Here is a 16,678-nt window from a genome sequence, read left to right on the forward strand (position 1 = left end):
GTTTTGCCATTTGCTTCCTTCAGATTTCACCTCACGATGAACACCCTTGCATAGGCTAACGGTTCCCGCTCGACTGAGCCCGTAGAGGACTTTCACCTCCTAGATCAACGCCATGCTCGGCGCACAAATTAGAAATATTTTATTTTTCAAAACATTACATTTTTAGCGATTTCTTTGTTTTCATTTCGTGTCTTGCAGCACTATACGCTTAGCGGTATACGTATCGGTCAACGAAACAAATTATTACTAAATTTATAACCCAAACGACTGGATGTTTAACGTCAACAACTGAGGTTCGATAGTGACTTCCGTTGCTATACCCAAACGACTTGGAGTTGCAGATAGACGGCAAGTGAGTTTATCTCCATGAGCATAGCCAAACGATGTGATTGGGTGAACGAACGTAACCAACACCGCTGCAGCGTCAAGTAGAAAGGGCATACAAGCTTCCGTCGCTATTCGGGAATAACAATAATTACATTAATAATCTCTGCGTTCCCCCCCTTACAGATAGGGTTAACCATAACGATCTGTAAGAGGGGTAAAACAAACAGAGAGGCACTTACAGGAAGAGCGGTATGTCTGACTTGAATATATTCAAGCAACCTAAATCATTTTATTTGATTTTTTCAATTGAGTTTTGGGAGCGATTTGGCTTCTACGGAATGCAAGCGATTTTGACGGTATATATGGTCAAAATCTTAGGTATGAGTGAGTCAACTTCATTTGTTCTATTTGGTGCATTCTCTGCTTTAGTTTATGGATTTGTTGCCGCTGGTGGCTGGATTGGCGATAAGATTATTGGTACAAAGCGTGCAATCACGCTTGGTGCAATCATCTTAATGGTCGGTTATCTGTTATTAGGTTTATCGACAACGGATGGCCATTGGGGAGGACCAACGCTGATTTATATTGCGATGGGATTCATCACTGTTGGTAATGGTTTATTTAAAGCCAATCCATCAAGTTTGCTCTCCAAGGTTTATGCCGATAACGATCCTCGACTCGATGGTGCCTTTACGATGTACTATATGGCCATCAACCTTGGCTCGTTCTTTTCGATGATCATCACCCCGATAGTCGCTGAACGTGCGGGATATGGTATGGCATTTGGTGTTAGTGCAATTGGCCTAGCGATCACGGTAGTCAACTTTATGATGTGCTTAAAAATGCTCAAAAAAGTTGGTTCACCTGCCGATCTCAAACCCGTCAATCGTCGTTCATTAATGGTGGTTATCCTAGGCTCTGTACTCGCTAGCTTTATTTCTAGTTATCTCTTACAAAACCTGTTCTTAGCTCATATGATTTTGGTCATAGCCGGCTTAACCATTCTGGGTTGCTATTTTAAAGAAACTTTTTCAATGACTGGTTTAGAACGTAAAAAAATGCTCGTCGCCTTTGCTCTTATGCTGCAAGGCGTGGTTTTTTTCGTGCTCTACTTCCAGATGCCGACTTCATTAAACTTTTTTGCTATTCATAACGTTAACCCAAGCCTATTCGGTTTCCAAGTTGAACCAGAACAGTTCCAAGCACTTAACCCATTCTGGATCATGCTAGCAAGTCCGATACTGGCGATGTTATACGGTAAGTTAGGTGAGCGTTTAGCGATGCCGTTTAAATTTGCCATTGGCATGGGATTATGCGCGCTTTCTTTCTTGGTACTTTCTTGGTCGACAAGTTTTGCGAATACCCAAGGGATCATCAGTTCAAACTGGTTAGTCATGAGCTATCTATTCCAGTCGATCGGTGAATTATTGGTATCAGGACTTGGCTTAGCGATGGTGGCACAACTAGTCCCACAACGTATGATGGGTTTTGCTATGGGTATGTGGTTTTTAACCTCAGCTGCAGCAGCTGTTGCAGCAGGATGGGTAGCTAGCTTAACCTCTGTCCCTGAGCACATTACCACAGCGCAAGAATCACTGGCTATTTACGGTGACGTGTTTGGAAAAATTGGTTATGTCACTGCAGGTATCACTATCTTAACCTTTTTAATCGCGCCAATGCTGAGCAAAATTTGTCAAAGCACTACCGAGATTGAAACACTAACTCCCGTTGAAGCATAAATCGGTTAATCGATACGGCCTCTCTTTGCTGTAGAGGTCACCTTCATTTAAAAAAGCCAAACATCACCGTTTGGCTTTTTTATTATTTGCTGCAGCATTAACGTTTTTTTGGAGCCAACAGCAGCACAGCTTTGGTTGCATTGTTAACCACCAGCGGAAACATTATCACAGTAAGACAACGGCCCTAATAACGAGCCTGGATTAAATCAACCATCATCTCAATGTGCAGATCAGAATCATTAAGGCAAGCAATATAGTTAAAAGCTTCACCTCCAGCCTCAAGAAAAAGATGTTTATTCTCTTCGCTAATTTCTTCCAACGTTTCTAAGCAATCAACCGAAAATGCGGGGCAAAGAATATCGATCTTTTTCATCCCCTGCGAAGGTAAAGCCTGCATAGTTTTATCGGTGTAGGGCTGTAACCACTCTTCTTTACCGAACTGCGATTGGTAAGTCATCATGACCTGTTGATCACTCAAACCTAATTCTTGTGCGAGTAAATGGGTCGTTTGTTGACAGTGTTGAGGGTAAATATCGCCATTATCAGCATAACGTTTAGGTATGCCATGATAAGAACAAATCAATACATCACCTTGCCCTTTTTCACTCCACGAACTGCGAACTTTGTCCGCTAAAGCACGAATGTATAACGGATGATCATGATAATCGGTAATAAAATCGATTTCCGGTATAACCCTTTGCGTTTTGATTGCTTTGGCTAAACCATCAAACACCGCTGCTGTCGTAGTTGCTGAATATTGTGGATAAAGCGGTAACACTATTATTTTTTCAACGCCTTGATCTCGTAACGCTTGCACACCACTCAGTAAACTTGGGTTTCCATACGTCATTCCTAGTTCAACCGGATAATCAAGGCGCTGTTGAAGTTTCTCTTGTTGCCGCTTTGAATAAACCAATAACGGCGAGCCCTCATCCATCCAAACCGATTGATACAACTTAGCGACTCGAGGAGAGCGTAACGGTAAAATGACACCATGGAGCAGCGGACACCATATCCAACGCGTCAAATCAACCACACGATGATCATGTAAAAACTGACTTAAAAATCGTTTGACGGCTTTAGGCGTCGGTTCATCTGGCGTGCCTAAATTAGCCAGCAATACACCAAGTTTTTTTTTCGTTTGCATAACTTCCATTGATTCAGTCCACAGAGAATAGTAAGTACGTCACAACAACCAAAAAGTTTAAAAAAAGCGACCGTCAAGGTCGCTTTTATGATCAATGCGTTAGTTAACCTAAACAAATTGAAAACTAGGTGACATTATGCCAACGCTTTTTCAATATCAGCACTAACTTCAGCAACTTGCTTGGTACCATCAAATTTTAAATATTGAGTATGTCCAGCCGCCGCTTCTTTGCCGTAGTATTCGATCAAAGGTGCTGTTTGGTCATGATAAACACTTAGGCGAGCACGTACTGTCTCTTCTTTATCATCATCACGCACTACTAAATCTTCACCTGTAACATCATCTTTACCAGCGACTTTAGGTGGATTATAGATAGCATGATAAGTACGACCAGAAGGAAGATGTGCTCGACGACCAGCCATACGCTCAACAATCACGTCATCAGCAACATCAAATTCAATCACATAATCCACGTTTATTCCCATCGCTTTAAGACCATCAGCTTGCGGAATTGTGCGAGGAAAACCATCCAGTAAAAAACCTTTTTCACAATCAGCTTGAGCGATACGCTCTTTAATCAGACCTAGAATAATGTCATCAGAAACAAGCTGACCAGCGTCAATCACTGATTTCGCTTTTTTACCAAGCTCAGTGCCCGCTTTGATAGCAGCACGTAGCATATCACCAGTAGAAATTTGTGGAATACCATATTTTTCCATGATGAATTGAGCCTGTGTGCCTTTACCTGCACCCGGAGCGCCGAGAAGAATGATGCGCATGTTTAATCCTCTTTTGAAAATTGTGTTATACCCTTTCTACTTAAAGCTGTAGCGGTGTTGGCTACGTTCGTTACCCCAATCACATCGTTTGCCTATGCTCATGGTAATTCACTCACTTGCCGCCTACCTGCAACTTCAAGTCGTTTGGGTATATACCGAAGCTCACAGCCTAACGGAATTGAGAGACGGTAAGTTTCGGTATAATAAGATAAAAACTGGTCATAAAAGTATGAGACCACACAAGATGGCCAAATCATTTAAGCGAGTGATTCTAACATAAAATCCACCAAAAAGAGCAGAGTAAGACTAAAGAATCACGCCACTTCATAGTACGAACAGAATAAATGTATCGCCCTGAATACTGGCTGAAGCAGACAGCCTCATAAAAACCAAACTCGCACGATGGCGAGTTTGGTTTTATCGTGTAAAAAATAGGATTATGCGTGAGTTAATAACTCATTGACCGCTTTAACATACTGAGTCGGATCTTCCATTGCTCCGCGCTCAGCCAGCATCGCTTGGCCTAATAAGACTTCCACCCATTGACCAAACGCTTGCTCATCGGCTTCATCAGCCATGCGTTTGACCATGCTATGCTCTGGGTTGATCTCAAAAATATACTTCACTTCCGGTACGGCTTGACCCGCAGCGGCTAATAATTTAGCCATTTGCGTACCCATTTCGCCATCATCAGTCACCACGACAGCAGGCGTTGAAGCAAGCTTAAAGGTAGTACGAACGTCTTTCACTCTTGAACCTAAGTAAGTTTTGATACGCTCAACTACCGTTTGAAACTCTTGCTCCGTTTCTTTGTGTTTCTCTTTCTCAGCTTCATCGTCAAACTTACTCAAATCCAAACCAGCTTTGGTAATAGATTGGAAAGATTTACCATCAAATTCGGTTAAGTAGTTCATCAACCACTCATCAATTCGATCGTACATCAGAATAACTTCAATGCCTTTTGCCTTGAATTGCTCCAAGTGAGGGCTGTTTTTCGCTGCCAGATAGCTATCCGCCGTCAAGTAGTAAATCACCTCTTGACCTTCTTTCATTCGCTCAACATACGCTGCTAAGCTCACGTTCTGTTGTGCAGACTCTTCATGAGTTGAAGCGAAACGCAATAATCCCGCGATTTTTTCACGATTAGCAAAATCCTCAGCAGGCCCCTCTTTCATCACGAGACCAAACTCTTTCCAAAACGTTTGGTACTTATCACTGTCGTTGGTGGCAAGACGCTCAAGCATGGTCAACACACGCTTGGTACAAGCGTTACGTAACGATTGAGTGACTTTATTATCTTGCAAGATTTCTCGCGAGACGTTGAGCGGTAAATCGTTGGAGTCGATTAATCCACGAACAAAACGCAGGTAAGATGGCATGAACTGCTCAGCATCATCCATGATAAAGACACGTTGTACGTACAGTTTTAAGCCATGTTTGTGGTCACGATTGTACATATCCCAAGGTGCTTTAGCCGGAATATACAGTAAGCTGGTATAATCGTTTTTCCCTTCAACTTTGTTATGGCTCCAAGTCAACGGGTCGGCAAAATCATGGGAGACATGCTTGTAAAACTCTTGATACTCCTCATCACTGACGTCAGATTTAGAGCGAGTCCATAGGGCTTGAGCCTTGTTAATTTGTTCCCACTTAACTTCTCCCGTCTCTTTCCCTTCCTCATCACGTACCGACGTTTGAATGTAAACTGGAATGCCAATATGATCAGAGTATTTAGAGATAATTTCTCGTAAACGCCACTCAGATAAGAACTCTTTCCCCTCGTCACGCATGTGCAAAACAATATCGGTACCACGAGAAGCTTTCTCTATCGTTTCAACCGTATACTCACCTTCTCCTTGTGAGTGCCATTGTACCGCTTGATCAGCCGCCAATCCTGCTGCGCGAGTCCGCACTGTCACTGCATCAGCGACGATAAACGCAGAGTAGAAACCAACACCAAACTGGCCGATTAATTGTGAGTCTTTAGACTGCTCTTGAGAAAGTTTAGAGAAGAACTCTGCCGTGCCTGATTTCGCAATAGTACCCAAATGCTCAATCACATCTTCACGACTCATACCGATACCGTTGTCTGAAATGGTCAACGTATTGGCTTTAGCATCAAACGACAGTTTGACGCCTAATTCTGCATCACCTTGATACCAATCAGGGTTGGATAACGCTTGGAAACGCAGTTTATCGGCCGCATCAGAGGCGTTAGAAATCAACTCGCGTAGGAAGATCTCTTTGTTGGAGTATAAAGAATGAATCATCAAATGAAGCAATTGCTTTACTTCAGATTGAAAACCACGTGTTTCTTTGTTGTTGGTTGTCGTCTCGCTCATTTTAGCTCCGTAACATCATATCAAACCCTATCCATCACACTAAAATGGGTAGGAAGAACATAGATTTGCTATTAACATGTGGCTTGGCAATGTAAATTCAAGGTCAAAAAACATAAAAACACTGTTTTTTGGATTTTTTTTGATTATTCTCTACTGGTTTTAGGTTTCACCCTTAAAAATTTTGATCAGGTTAATGAAAAAAGTCTGTCATTGATACCACTCAAAACGGTTAGCACGATGAGTTCGCAGTGATAAACAACAGTAAAAGATTGTTGTTTCATCGATGATGAGCGTGTTGCTGACGACAAATATGATCGAATAACACCAAACTAGGGCAGTAAAACCCCAAGCGCGACAGAACTTGGCCATTTTGAGTAACAACCATTAAAAAGAAGAACTCAATGAGCAATTTAGCTAGCAAATTCATTCTTGCCAATCGGTTTATTTTTGACTCGACATCAAACTTATTGGTCGATCAAACCGGAGAAGAAGAGACGCGTCTCGGCAGCAATGAGAGTCGTATTCTCTCTATGTTTGTTCAACATCCTAACCAAATTATTTCTCGTGATGACTTACATAATTATGTATGGCGAGAACAAGGCTTTGAAGTCGATGATTCCAGCTTGACTCAAGCAATTTCTACGCTAAGAAAAATGCTTAAGGACTCAACAAAACTCCCGTTGTTCATTAAAACGGTGCCCAAACGTGGTTATCAGTTTATTGCTAGCGTTGAGCCAATTGTTCCGCCCGAACCGGTCATTGCTGAGCCAGAGATCGCGTTAGAAAATAGCGCCACTAACCAAGACGAGAGCGCCTTTTCAGGAGAGAGGCATACTGATCTCACAGGCAAATCTAACAATACATTCATGAGCACCAAAGATGCGGTTTCTGCGAAACGCTTATCGGATCTTCGCTCATTGGTGATGTTAGTGTGTGCCATCTTATTACCGATCATGGTGCTGTTTTTTAGTTCACCGTCTTCTTCACAATTTCGTCAACTGGCCGTGGTCAATGATGTTGTGATCAGCGCGCCCATCAATCACCCAGACCTGAGCACATGGCTACCTTTAATCAAATCGTGCATCAAAAAGCATCACTCGATGCGCTCTGATGATATGATCCTGAAAGAAGTGATCGCGACAGGTGGTGATAATGGTCAACTGATCCTGAACTATATTCATTTACCTCAGTTTTCTGGGGAAAATATTACTTTGCGGATTTTTGCTAACCCAGATGACACCGATAAAGTGTGCCAGTAAGGAACAACGATGACCAAACAAATCTCTGCATTTTTATTGCTTATCTCAACAGTTGTCAGTAGTTGGATCTATTGGACGAATGAAACGAAGCTAGACAATGTGTTGATGTCTCGTGAGTGGCAATCAAAAATGGTGACCTTAATCGAAACCACTCAACCTAATGATGCGGTGGGACCTCTGCATCGCGTTGACGTCTCTTCAAACGTAAAATATCTGCCGAATGGTACTTACTTGCGGGTATCGAGAGTGAAACTGTATTCGATTGAACCGTTATCAGCCGACCGACCTGATAACATTATTAATATCTCTGAGTCTGGAGAATGGAGCATCAGTGATAACTACCTTCTCGTATCACCGACGGAATTTAAAGATATCTCATCTTCTTACAGTAAAGATTTTACGCCCAAGCAACTGCAGTTAATCACTCAACTGTTTAAGATGGACGCTCAACAGAGCCGAAGGATTGATATCATTAACAAGAAAACCTTACTACTCACTAGCTTGAGCCATGGTTCAACGGTACTGTTTGGTAATGGATAGTCACCACTTCTACATCATGAGTTGCCCATTAGTTGCCTATGAACAAAGTAAACATTGATATTTATTATTGCCGGCAATGCCAGTGGATGTTAAGAGCGTCTTGGCTAAGCCAAGAGCTCTTGCAGACATTCAGTGAAGAGATTGACATGGTCTCTTTACATCCAGATACCGGTGGACGTTTTGAGATCTTTTGCAACCAACGCTCAATTTGGGAACGAAAAAGGGATAATGGCTTCCCAGAAGCCAAAATATTGAAACAACGGGTAAGAGATATTATCGATCCACAACGCGATTTAGGTCATATTGACCGCTAACGAATAGCGCTCAATATGACCGAGAAAGAGAGCATTATAGCGAAAGATCAAGCGATGCTAAGATTTCCCCCTCAAAGCCATAGACGGTGAAACAAAATCCGTCTAAGACAGCAAAACTGGCGACGCTCTGAGATCGAGGGAACGTCACTGAACCTGGGTTTAATACAAAATGATTACCGCATCGTTCTGCTCGTGCAAGATGAGTATGACCATGAACAACAATATCACCCATCGATAAAGGCGGCAGATTCTGCTCATCATAGAGATGGCCATGAGTAAGAAACAATCGCTGTCCTGAGGGCAATAATACCCACGCAAAGTCACTCATGATTGGAAAATCCAATAACATTTGATCCACTTCGCTATCGCAATTCCCCCGCACCGCAATAATTTGTTTAGCGTAGTCATTTAATTTTTCGGCTACCGCGGGAGGGTTATACCCTTCAGGAATAGGGTTTCTCGGACCATGATTTAATAAATCACCCAATAAAATCAGCGCATTCGCTCCAGACTGGGTAAATTGCTGTAACATTTTTTCAGCTGCAGGCAAAGCGCCATGTAAGTCTGAAGCAAAGAACAGTTTCATTATCTCTCCCCTCTCTCAAATCCGGTCGTCCGTAACGACAAACATACCGTCCTTTGTCAATGTCGACTCGTAAATGACGACGGCCTATTGATTGTGTAAAAAATTTTATTGTACGTTTTTTCATAACCTACGTCATCTTCGTCAATCTTGGTGTTGAGAGTGACACTTCCTCCAGGGAATGACCACAGACAAGAGAAAAGCTTGAACACCAAGAGAGATACACATAAGCTGATTAAGCGTTTGTTTGCTTAATACATTACCCATGCAAGGAGGCAAAATGAACATTTTTATCACTGGTGCCACTGGTTTAATTGGTCGTGAGCTGATCAAACAATTAATCACTCACGATATCGTCATCCTCACACGAGATATCGCTAAGGCACAGCGGAAACTTGCCCACGCTAACACTAAAATCTCGTTCATTAGTGATATTAATCAATTGCATGATCTTAATCGCTTCGATGCGGTGATTAATTTAGCAGGAGAACCCATCGCCGATAAACGCTGGACTGGCAAACAAAAGCAGCGCATTTGCCAAAGTCGTTGGCAGTTAACCGAGCAGTTGGTTGAATTGATCCATGCGAGTACCACACCGCCAACACTTTTTCTTAGTGGCTCTGCAGTGGGGTATTATGGCGATCAACACGAGCATCCCTTCGACGAAAGTTTGCAAGTGCAAAGCCAACAATTTTCTCATCACATTTGTGCCGTTTGGGAACAAACAGCGATGCGCGCTCAATCATCCAGAACGCGAGTTTGCTTGATGCGAACAGGAATCGTCTTATCGCCTGAAGGCGGTGCATTAAAGAAAATGCTCCCTCCCTATCGCCTAGGATTAGGCGGGCCAATTGGCCGTGGTACCCAGTATATGCCGTGGATCCACATTAGTGATATGGTACGGGCAATCGTTTTTCTGCTGGAAACCGAACATGCTCAAGGCGCTTTCAATATGTGTGCCCCACACCCCGTTACCAATGCTGTCTTTAGTCAAACTCTCGCCGCGAGCCTCCGAAAGCCTCATTTATTAACCACTCCACGATGGGCGATCAAACTGCTGCTTGGTGAGGCGAGTGAATTACTGTTTGATAGCTTGCGTGCGAAACCAAAGAAATTGACAGAGTTAGGCTTTCAATTTAATTTTTCACGACTTGAACCGGCGTTAAAACAGCTATTATCACATCACCATTAATTGGATTCATTATGACTCGCTCGATCCTTATCACAGGTTGCTCAACAGGTATTGGCTATATGGCAGCACTAGCCCTAAAACAACGCGGCTATCATGTCATTGCTTCTTGCCGGCACATCGATGATGTCAAGCGCTTACAGCAAGAAGGGTTGACTTGTATTCAGTTGGATCTCAGCGATGAACGGAGTATTCATCAGGGAGTAAACGAGGCGCTCGAGCTTTCAAATCATCAACTTTACGCTCTATTTAATAATGGCGCTTATGGGCAACCTGGCGCGCTAGAAGACTTATCAACCGCAGCATTACGCGCTCAATTTGAAACTAATTTTTTTGGCTGGCATACATTAACAACCTTATTGCTTCCGCACTTTCGTCAACAAGGGTATGGACGAATCATTCAAAACAGCTCCATTTTAGGCTTTGCTGCGATGAAGTATCGTGGTGCTTACAATGCGTCTAAATTTGCGATTGAAGGATGGACAGATACGTTGCGTTTAGAGCTCCAAGCGAGCAATATTCATATTAGTTTGCTTGAACCAGGGCCGATTAACACTGAGTTTCGAGCTAATGCATTAACCGCCTTTAAACGCTGGATCAACATTGAGCATTCTCTTCACCACCAAGCTTATCAAACTCAGTTAGCCCGCTTGGAAAATGCACAATCAAATCATCCTTTTGCTCTGCCTGCTGAAGCGTGTTTAGCGCCGATATTGCATGCTTTAGAAGCCAAACACCCCAAGCTTCGCTACCGAGTGACCGTACCAACGAAAGTGTTTGCACTCTTGAAAAGACTCTTACCTGGACGAGTATTAGATAAATTGCTCAGAAAAGCGGCTTAGCTGTCATTGATTCGTCATATTAATTTGCCATACTGATCATGCTCAGGTGATATCACGAAATAAGATATCAATCATGGTACAACACCAAACACTGGGTATACCCAAACAACTTGGAGTTGCAGGTAGGTGGCAAGTGAGTGAGTCCCCATGAGCATAGATAGACTCTATGATTGGGGTGAACAAACATAGCCAACACCCCAGCGGCTTCAAGTAGGAAGGGATATATCCTTCTAAATATATCCTAGGTGATAGGCTGATACCCTCTGCTGCCATCATCCAAGGAAGGCATTGAGTATGACCCAAATGACATTAAATCAATGGAATTGGCTCGGTGTCACGATTGTTTTGGCACTGCTGATCCTTTTTTAGCACCTTTGCTTGCTTTAACGGAAAAACCACTTCGGTGGTTTTTTTATGCGTGTGTGAGAGACGCTTTCTCTTTCAAGTCATCAATCAGCCTTGAGTTTTGCTTTTTTATCCCCCATTTGTGTAACAATGCCTCAATGCAATAAGGAATGATCATGCACCCAATTCATCATAGTGATGTGTCTCAACACAATTTTCAGGAAATATTGGCCAACTCGGCTCAGCAACCCGTGCTGTTTTACTTTTGGGCCCCCATCAGTGATGAAAGTGCTCAACTACTTCCTGAATTGCAACAACTCGCTCAGCAATACGCGGGTGCCTTTCAATTAGCGACGTTAAATTGTCAACAAGAGCAAGCTCTCGCTGCTCAGTTTGGTATTCAGGCATTACCAACCATTGCATTATTTATTAATGGTCAGCCGGTGGATGGATTAGGTGGGCCGCAACCACTCAGTGCCATCATCGATATGCTCGATAAACACTTACCTAGCCAAGAAGAGCGTACCGTTCAAACGGCATTACAACTCGTTAAGCAGCAAGACTATACTCAGGCGTTACCGTTACTCCTTGAGCTCAGTGAAACATGGAAAAATCAAGGTGAGGTTAAACTCGCATTAGCAGACTGTTTTATTGCTACTCGTCGTTTTTCCGAAGCAAAAACGCTGTTGGATAACATTCCTTTGCAATATCAGCAAAGCGATTACAAACGTTTATTGGCACAAATTGAATTGTATGAACAAGCAGCAGAAAGCCCAGCCATAAAAGAATTAGAAGCGGCGTTAGCGCAAAATAGTAACAACGCGACGATGGCTAATGAATTAGCCTCTCAGTACCATCAAGTGCAACGAGATGAAGAGGCTCTTGAACTACTCTGGCGCTTTCTAAAAGATGATCTAACGCTATTAGATGGCGAAATGAAAAAAACGTTTATGGATATTTTAAGCGCATTAGGTCAGGGGAATCCCATCGCCGCCCGTTATCGCCGACAACTTTACTCTCAGCTCTATTAATCAACTGACTCACAACGCTATCTTAGCTAAAAGGTAGCGTTGAATTAGTGATGTGGTTTCTCTCTTTTGTCTCGTGTATTACCCCTCAATTTTTCCCCTGTCATTATTCAACGATAAATTCTCATTAGCCCTCAGTTTTTCATGCTAATGATTGCCTATTCAGGCGTTCTGATACACAATAATTTTTGGATTTTTTTATTGGTACCTAAACGACGCAAAGCGTTATCATAAGGTCGATTACTCAAAGGGAACGTCATGGCTATTGATTCATTGATTACAATCGGCGTGTTTGTCTTCGTCGCCATTGTATTTATTATGTCGGCAGTAAAAACCGTCACTCAAGGTAACAACTGGACGGTAGAACGTTTTGGTCGTTACACTCATACACTCCGTCCCGGCTTAAACATTATTGTTCCATTTGTTGATAAAGTCGGTAGACGCATCAATATGATGGAGCGTGTTCTCGACATTCCAGCTCAAGAAGTGATCAGCAAAGACAACGCCAGTGTCGTCATCGATGCCGTCTGTTTTGTTCAGGTTATTGATGCAGCCAAAGCCGCTTATGAAGTAACGGATTTAGAGCACGCCATTCGTAACCTGACATTAACCAATATGCGTACAGTGCTTGGTTCAATGGAGCTGGATGAAATGCTCAGTCAACGGGATATGATTAATACTAAGTTATTAACTATTATTGACCAAGCAACCAGTCCTTGGGGCGTAAAAATTACTCGTATTGAAATCAAAGATGTTCAACCGCCAGCTGATCTTACTGCTGCAATGAACGCGCAAATGAAAGCCGAACGAAATAAACGCGCAGAAGTCTTGGAGGCGGAAGGGGTTCGCCAAGCACAAATTTTACGTGCTGAAGGCCAAAAACAGTCCGAGATCCTTAAAGCCGAAGGTGATAAGCAAGCCGCAATTTTACAAGCAGAGGCTCGCGAACGCGCCGCAGAAGCAGAAGCGAAAGCCACTAGCATGGTTTCTGAAGCTATTGCTAAAGGGGATATGCAAGCCGTCAATTACTTTATTGCTCAAGGCTATACCGACGCTCTAAAATCTATTGGCCAAGCAGAAAATAGCAAAATCATTATGCTGCCACTGGAAGCAACGGGCTTGATGGGTTCTATTGCTGGGGTCGCAGAAATGTTCAAACATTCAGCAGATAAAAAGGGATAACGCTTGATTGAATGGCTCGCTCAATTTAATTACTGGCATTGGTTAGCCTTCGGGCTGGCCTTATTAGCCGTTGAACTGTTAGGAACTGCAGGCTACTTCTTATGGCTTGGCCTATCTGCTCTTTTAGTTGGTCTGATTATGCTGCTCATCCCAATGGGATGGCAGTTGCAGTGGATGGCGTTTGCCAGCTTTGTACTATTAACAACTTGGCTCTGGTGGCGTCGCCAATTTAAATCGGATCGATATGACGATGCTCAACGCTCGCTAAATCAGAAAGAGAAACAGTTAATTGGACGGCGACTATTGCTCACTGAACCCGTAAAAGCGCAAGTCGTCACTCGATTACAACTGGGGGATAGCACGTGGTCAGCGATCAGTGATCAAGATATTGCCGCTGAATCTATGGTAGAGGTTATCGCGCTTGATGGGATTACGCTTAAAATTAAACCTTATCAACCTTTAGAAAAATAAGCACTTGCCTTGAGTGAGAGTGAAGGATAGCTCTCACTCACTCTATGAATGTATGATTAAGGTAAATCTACGTAACTAACGCTGCTGTAGCTTCAGTCAGAAGTAGACAGTAGAAAAACGATGAGAATCTATCAGGCCTTATCGTCTACATCTTTACAACAACCCTTCAATTCTTTAATGATCGGACAATCATGCCCTTCATCACCAGGGCAAGATGCAATCCACTCTTCAAGCTGCTGCTTAATCAAGCTGAGTTCGTTCAGTTTACTCGATACTTCCTGCAACTTTTCTTGTGCTCGCGCACGCACTGCTGCGCGCGTGCGCAGTGGATCATTGGCGAGTGTGAGCATGGCTTTACACTCATCCAGACTAAAACCTACTCGCCGACAGCGAGCAATTAATAACAAATCATCGACATGCTGTGGTGTGTAAGTTCGGTAACCACTTGTAGATCGTAATGGCACAGTGATCAGACCTTTCTCTTCATATAACCGAATCGATTTAGCACTTAGTCCTGTTAATTTAGCAATTTGGCTAATATTCATCATATTTTTAATTATTGGCTTACTGCCCATGATAAGAAAGATTTCTGCTGGTTTTCATCCAGCTCAAGATAAATTTTTTGAATCGCTTTTAATTTATCTTTATTAATTGGCACGTCTTTTACCAACGCTGTAGGATGTGTAGTAAAGCTGCGCATTGATACATCATTTATCGCAGCTTTACTCTCCGTTCGATTAAATTGACGAAGTTGTTTGGTGTAATCTCCCATGAAAGCAAATGAACGACCAGGAATAAAATCTTGGTCAATAACAAGATCACCTTGAGTAACCTCTATATTTAAGCTGGGACGACGATCAAATTCTCTGGCATTACTTTCATCGCGAATAGTCATTGCCGACGTTAAGTTGACAACACCAGAATCACCAGAGACTTTTAATACCATCAGTGGGGATTTATATTTATTTTGCTTACCAGACATCTGAATAATTCGCTCAGTTCGTACAAGTAACTGGTGTTCACCCGGATCTAAAGTCAATTCGGAACGATGTCCAAAATTCACACCTTCCGATTCACCATTCACCGCTAACAATTGAATATCACGGTCAAAGTTAATATTAATAACCGCATATCCGCTAAACGAAATACTCAATAATGAAATAAGTAAACTGATAGGTAAAACTTTCATAGAACGTCCTTAAAATGAAATGGCGAGCCAAAGCTCGCCTTTACTCTACAACTCAATAATCTAACTTCGTTTAGAAATAATATTCTACACCGACAGAGTACTCATCATAATCTGCTGATTTCCAACGACCTTTGTATGAATCACCAAAATCAAGAGTACGAGCACGGGCATAAAGCACCGCTGATGGATCTACAAAATACAGCGCTTGTACAGACAGTACATCATCATCCGAACCTTTTAGCTTACTACCACCAACTTTAAGCTCATCATTTTTAGCATAACCTAACTTAAACTGCCAATCGCCAGTCGTATAAGCCAAGCCTGCTGAATACGCATTTTGTTTCTCTTTATCACCAGCGGCAGGTTTCGCTTCCATCATCTTATATTGTGCATAGAAGGAAAGTCCATTATCAAACCATCCTTGAACACCAAATAGATAGGCGTCGTTATCCCATTCAGTGCTCTCTTTAGCTACGTCACGGTTACCTTCATAAGCTAAATCAAATTGGAAGACAGATACTTTATAATGCGCAGCGGCACCTATCCAATAATCTTTACCATCGCCTTTCTGCGCTCCATCTTTACCAGCCATACCATACGCTAAATTAAAAGATAGGCTATCTGCAAATGTTGGCGTATCCCAACGAATCGTATTTGAAGCACGGTCTTGATGCTTAGTTCCACCGATAGCCCCACCCCAGTCGTATACATCACCTAAACCAGGGTTAGATGCTGGCCAATCCACCAATTCGTAAAGAGGTGACAAGACTCGGCCTAAACGAACAGTACCATAACTATCGTGTTTAAAACCTACAAACGTATCACGAGCACCTAGTTCAGAGCCAGGATCAGAGAAGGATGGGTCAACATATCCAGCTTCAATTTGCCAAATAAAAGTTGATTCAATGTTTTTGAAGTCTTTCTCGCCACGGAAACCAATTCGAGATTCATTATTAAGCTGAGAGCCTCCTAACTTATCATCGGTTTCTTTATTACCAGCATCGTAATCTCGGTAAGCGGCTTGTAATGCGATAACACCATAGACCTCGTAGTTATCTGCTGCAGAAACATTGAATGCAATACCAGATGCAAGCATTGTTGCAACGGCTGCACCGACTAAGGAAGGTTTAAAATATTTGTCCATGGAAAACTCCTAAAAATGGATATAGCTGTTTTTATGTTTTCCCCCAAAAGTTGGCCGCCGAAGGGAGAAAGCTTTTCCTTGTATGAGAGTAAGTACAATCTCTCATCACTATCTGCATACACATTGTGTATCCATGCATTAAGACTATCTGGATAGGGTAAAACATCAATCAGATCTTAATTTTTAACTAAAAAAATATGAGCCATAACAAATTTTAAGTGAGTAAGTGATCAAGATCGAATAATTAACACATTAAAC

General features: G+C 42.4%; 17 protein-coding genes. 9 read left to right on the forward strand and 8 right to left on the reverse strand.

The window, feature by feature from the left end:
- Positions 1–252 precede the first annotated feature (252 nt).
- Positions 253–441 carry a hypothetical protein gene (locus FKN93_RS11245; RefSeq protein WP_154168710.1) on the reverse strand — a complete coding sequence of 63 codons (189 nt, stop codon included), beginning with the start codon at positions 439–441 and terminating at the stop codon, positions 253–255.
- Between the two features lie 137 nt (positions 442–578).
- Between FKN93_RS11245 and dtpA the strand changes: the two genes are divergently transcribed.
- Complete coding sequence (gene dtpA, locus FKN93_RS11250; RefSeq protein ID WP_158144109.1) at positions 579–2,066, forward strand: dipeptide/tripeptide permease DtpA; 1,488 nt, start codon at positions 579–581, stop codon at positions 2,064–2,066.
- Positions 2,067–2,250: 184 nt separating this feature from the next.
- On the opposite strand, the gene hemH is transcribed toward dtpA, so the two are convergent.
- The 3 genes from hemH to htpG all read right to left on the reverse strand — a co-directional run bounded on the left by hemH (position 2,251) and on the right by htpG (position 6,334).
- The gene (gene hemH / locus FKN93_RS11255; RefSeq protein ID WP_154168712.1) at positions 2,251–3,213 is read right to left on the reverse strand and encodes a ferrochelatase; all 963 of its coding nucleotides are present in this window, start codon (positions 3,211–3,213) and stop codon (positions 2,251–2,253) included.
- 134 nt (positions 3,214–3,347) lie between these two features.
- Positions 3,348–3,992: an adenylate kinase gene (adk, locus tag FKN93_RS11260; RefSeq protein WP_004395694.1), complete on the reverse strand. Its 645-nt coding sequence runs from the start codon at positions 3,990–3,992 to the stop codon at positions 3,348–3,350.
- A gap of 437 nt (positions 3,993–4,429) precedes the next feature.
- On the reverse strand, positions 4,430–6,334 hold the full coding sequence (gene htpG / locus FKN93_RS11265) for a molecular chaperone HtpG (protein WP_154168714.1): 1,905 nt from the start codon (positions 6,332–6,334) through the stop codon (positions 4,430–4,432).
- A gap of 401 nt (positions 6,335–6,735) precedes the next feature.
- On the opposite strand from htpG, the gene FKN93_RS11270 reads away from it, so the two are divergent.
- From FKN93_RS11270 to FKN93_RS11280, 3 genes are read left to right on the forward strand one after another with little or no spacing between them, the layout of a single operon-like run.
- Positions 6,736–7,593, forward strand: a complete 858-nt coding sequence (locus tag FKN93_RS11270) for a transcriptional regulator (protein WP_154168716.1) — start codon at positions 6,736–6,738, stop codon at positions 7,591–7,593.
- Positions 7,594–7,602: 9 nt separating this feature from the next.
- Positions 7,603–8,133: a regulatory protein ToxS gene (locus FKN93_RS11275; RefSeq protein ID WP_040904539.1), complete on the forward strand. Its 531-nt coding sequence runs from the start codon at positions 7,603–7,605 to the stop codon at positions 8,131–8,133.
- A 38-nt stretch (positions 8,134–8,171) separates the two neighbouring features.
- The gene (locus FKN93_RS11280) at positions 8,172–8,447 is read left to right on the forward strand and encodes a SelT/SelW/SelH family protein (RefSeq protein ID WP_040904541.1); all 276 of its coding nucleotides are present in this window, start codon (positions 8,172–8,174) and stop codon (positions 8,445–8,447) included.
- 34 nt (positions 8,448–8,481) lie between these two features.
- Here the strand turns inward: FKN93_RS11280 and yfcE are convergent, their stop codons facing one another.
- Entirely contained in the window at positions 8,482–9,033 is a 552-nt protein-coding gene (gene yfcE / locus FKN93_RS11285; RefSeq protein ID WP_040904544.1) for a phosphodiesterase, read from the reverse strand.
- Between the two features lie 277 nt (positions 9,034–9,310).
- Here yfcE and FKN93_RS11290 point away from each other — a divergent pair, with 277 nt between their 5' ends.
- The 5 genes from FKN93_RS11290 (at position 9,311) to FKN93_RS11310 (ending at position 14,087) form a co-directional block, all read left to right on the forward strand.
- A complete protein-coding gene (locus FKN93_RS11290; protein ID WP_004395697.1) occupies positions 9,311–10,222 on the forward strand; it encodes a TIGR01777 family oxidoreductase in 912 nt (303 codons plus the stop codon).
- An 11-nt stretch (positions 10,223–10,233) separates the two neighbouring features.
- Positions 10,234–11,061, forward strand: coding sequence for an SDR family oxidoreductase (locus tag FKN93_RS11295; RefSeq protein WP_170905123.1), 828 nt, complete (start codon positions 10,234–10,236; stop codon positions 11,059–11,061).
- Between the two features lie 521 nt (positions 11,062–11,582).
- Positions 11,583–12,437 carry a co-chaperone YbbN gene (locus FKN93_RS11300; protein ID WP_154168728.1) on the forward strand — a complete coding sequence of 285 codons (855 nt, stop codon included), beginning with the start codon at positions 11,583–11,585 and terminating at the stop codon, positions 12,435–12,437.
- Between the two features lie 255 nt (positions 12,438–12,692).
- Complete coding sequence (locus tag FKN93_RS11305) at positions 12,693–13,616, forward strand: SPFH domain-containing protein (RefSeq protein ID WP_158144117.1); 924 nt, start codon at positions 12,693–12,695, stop codon at positions 13,614–13,616.
- A 3-nt stretch (positions 13,617–13,619) separates the two neighbouring features.
- Positions 13,620–14,087 carry an NfeD family protein gene (locus FKN93_RS11310; RefSeq protein WP_040904551.1) on the forward strand — a complete coding sequence of 156 codons (468 nt, stop codon included), beginning with the start codon at positions 13,620–13,622 and terminating at the stop codon, positions 14,085–14,087.
- Positions 14,088–14,218: 131 nt separating this feature from the next.
- Here the strand turns inward: FKN93_RS11310 and cueR are convergent, their stop codons facing one another.
- The 3 genes from cueR to FKN93_RS11325 form a co-directional block, all read right to left on the reverse strand.
- Positions 14,219–14,632 (reverse strand): Cu(I)-responsive transcriptional regulator, encoded by a 414-nt coding sequence (gene cueR, locus FKN93_RS11315; protein ID WP_040904886.1) that lies wholly within the window; start codon positions 14,630–14,632, stop codon positions 14,219–14,221.
- A gap of 11 nt (positions 14,633–14,643) precedes the next feature.
- Complete coding sequence (locus tag FKN93_RS11320; protein WP_004395703.1) at positions 14,644–15,276, reverse strand: DUF2057 family protein; 633 nt, start codon at positions 15,274–15,276, stop codon at positions 14,644–14,646.
- A 70-nt stretch (positions 15,277–15,346) separates the two neighbouring features.
- On the reverse strand, positions 15,347–16,420 hold the full coding sequence (locus FKN93_RS11325; RefSeq protein WP_004395704.1) for a porin: 1,074 nt from the start codon (positions 16,418–16,420) through the stop codon (positions 15,347–15,349).
- Positions 16,421–16,678 lie beyond the last annotated feature (258 nt).

This window comes from Vibrio sp. A8-1 (genome assembly GCF_013048685.1).
GTDB classification, from domain to species: Bacteria; Pseudomonadota; Gammaproteobacteria; order Enterobacterales; family Vibrionaceae; genus Vibrio; species Vibrio metschnikovii.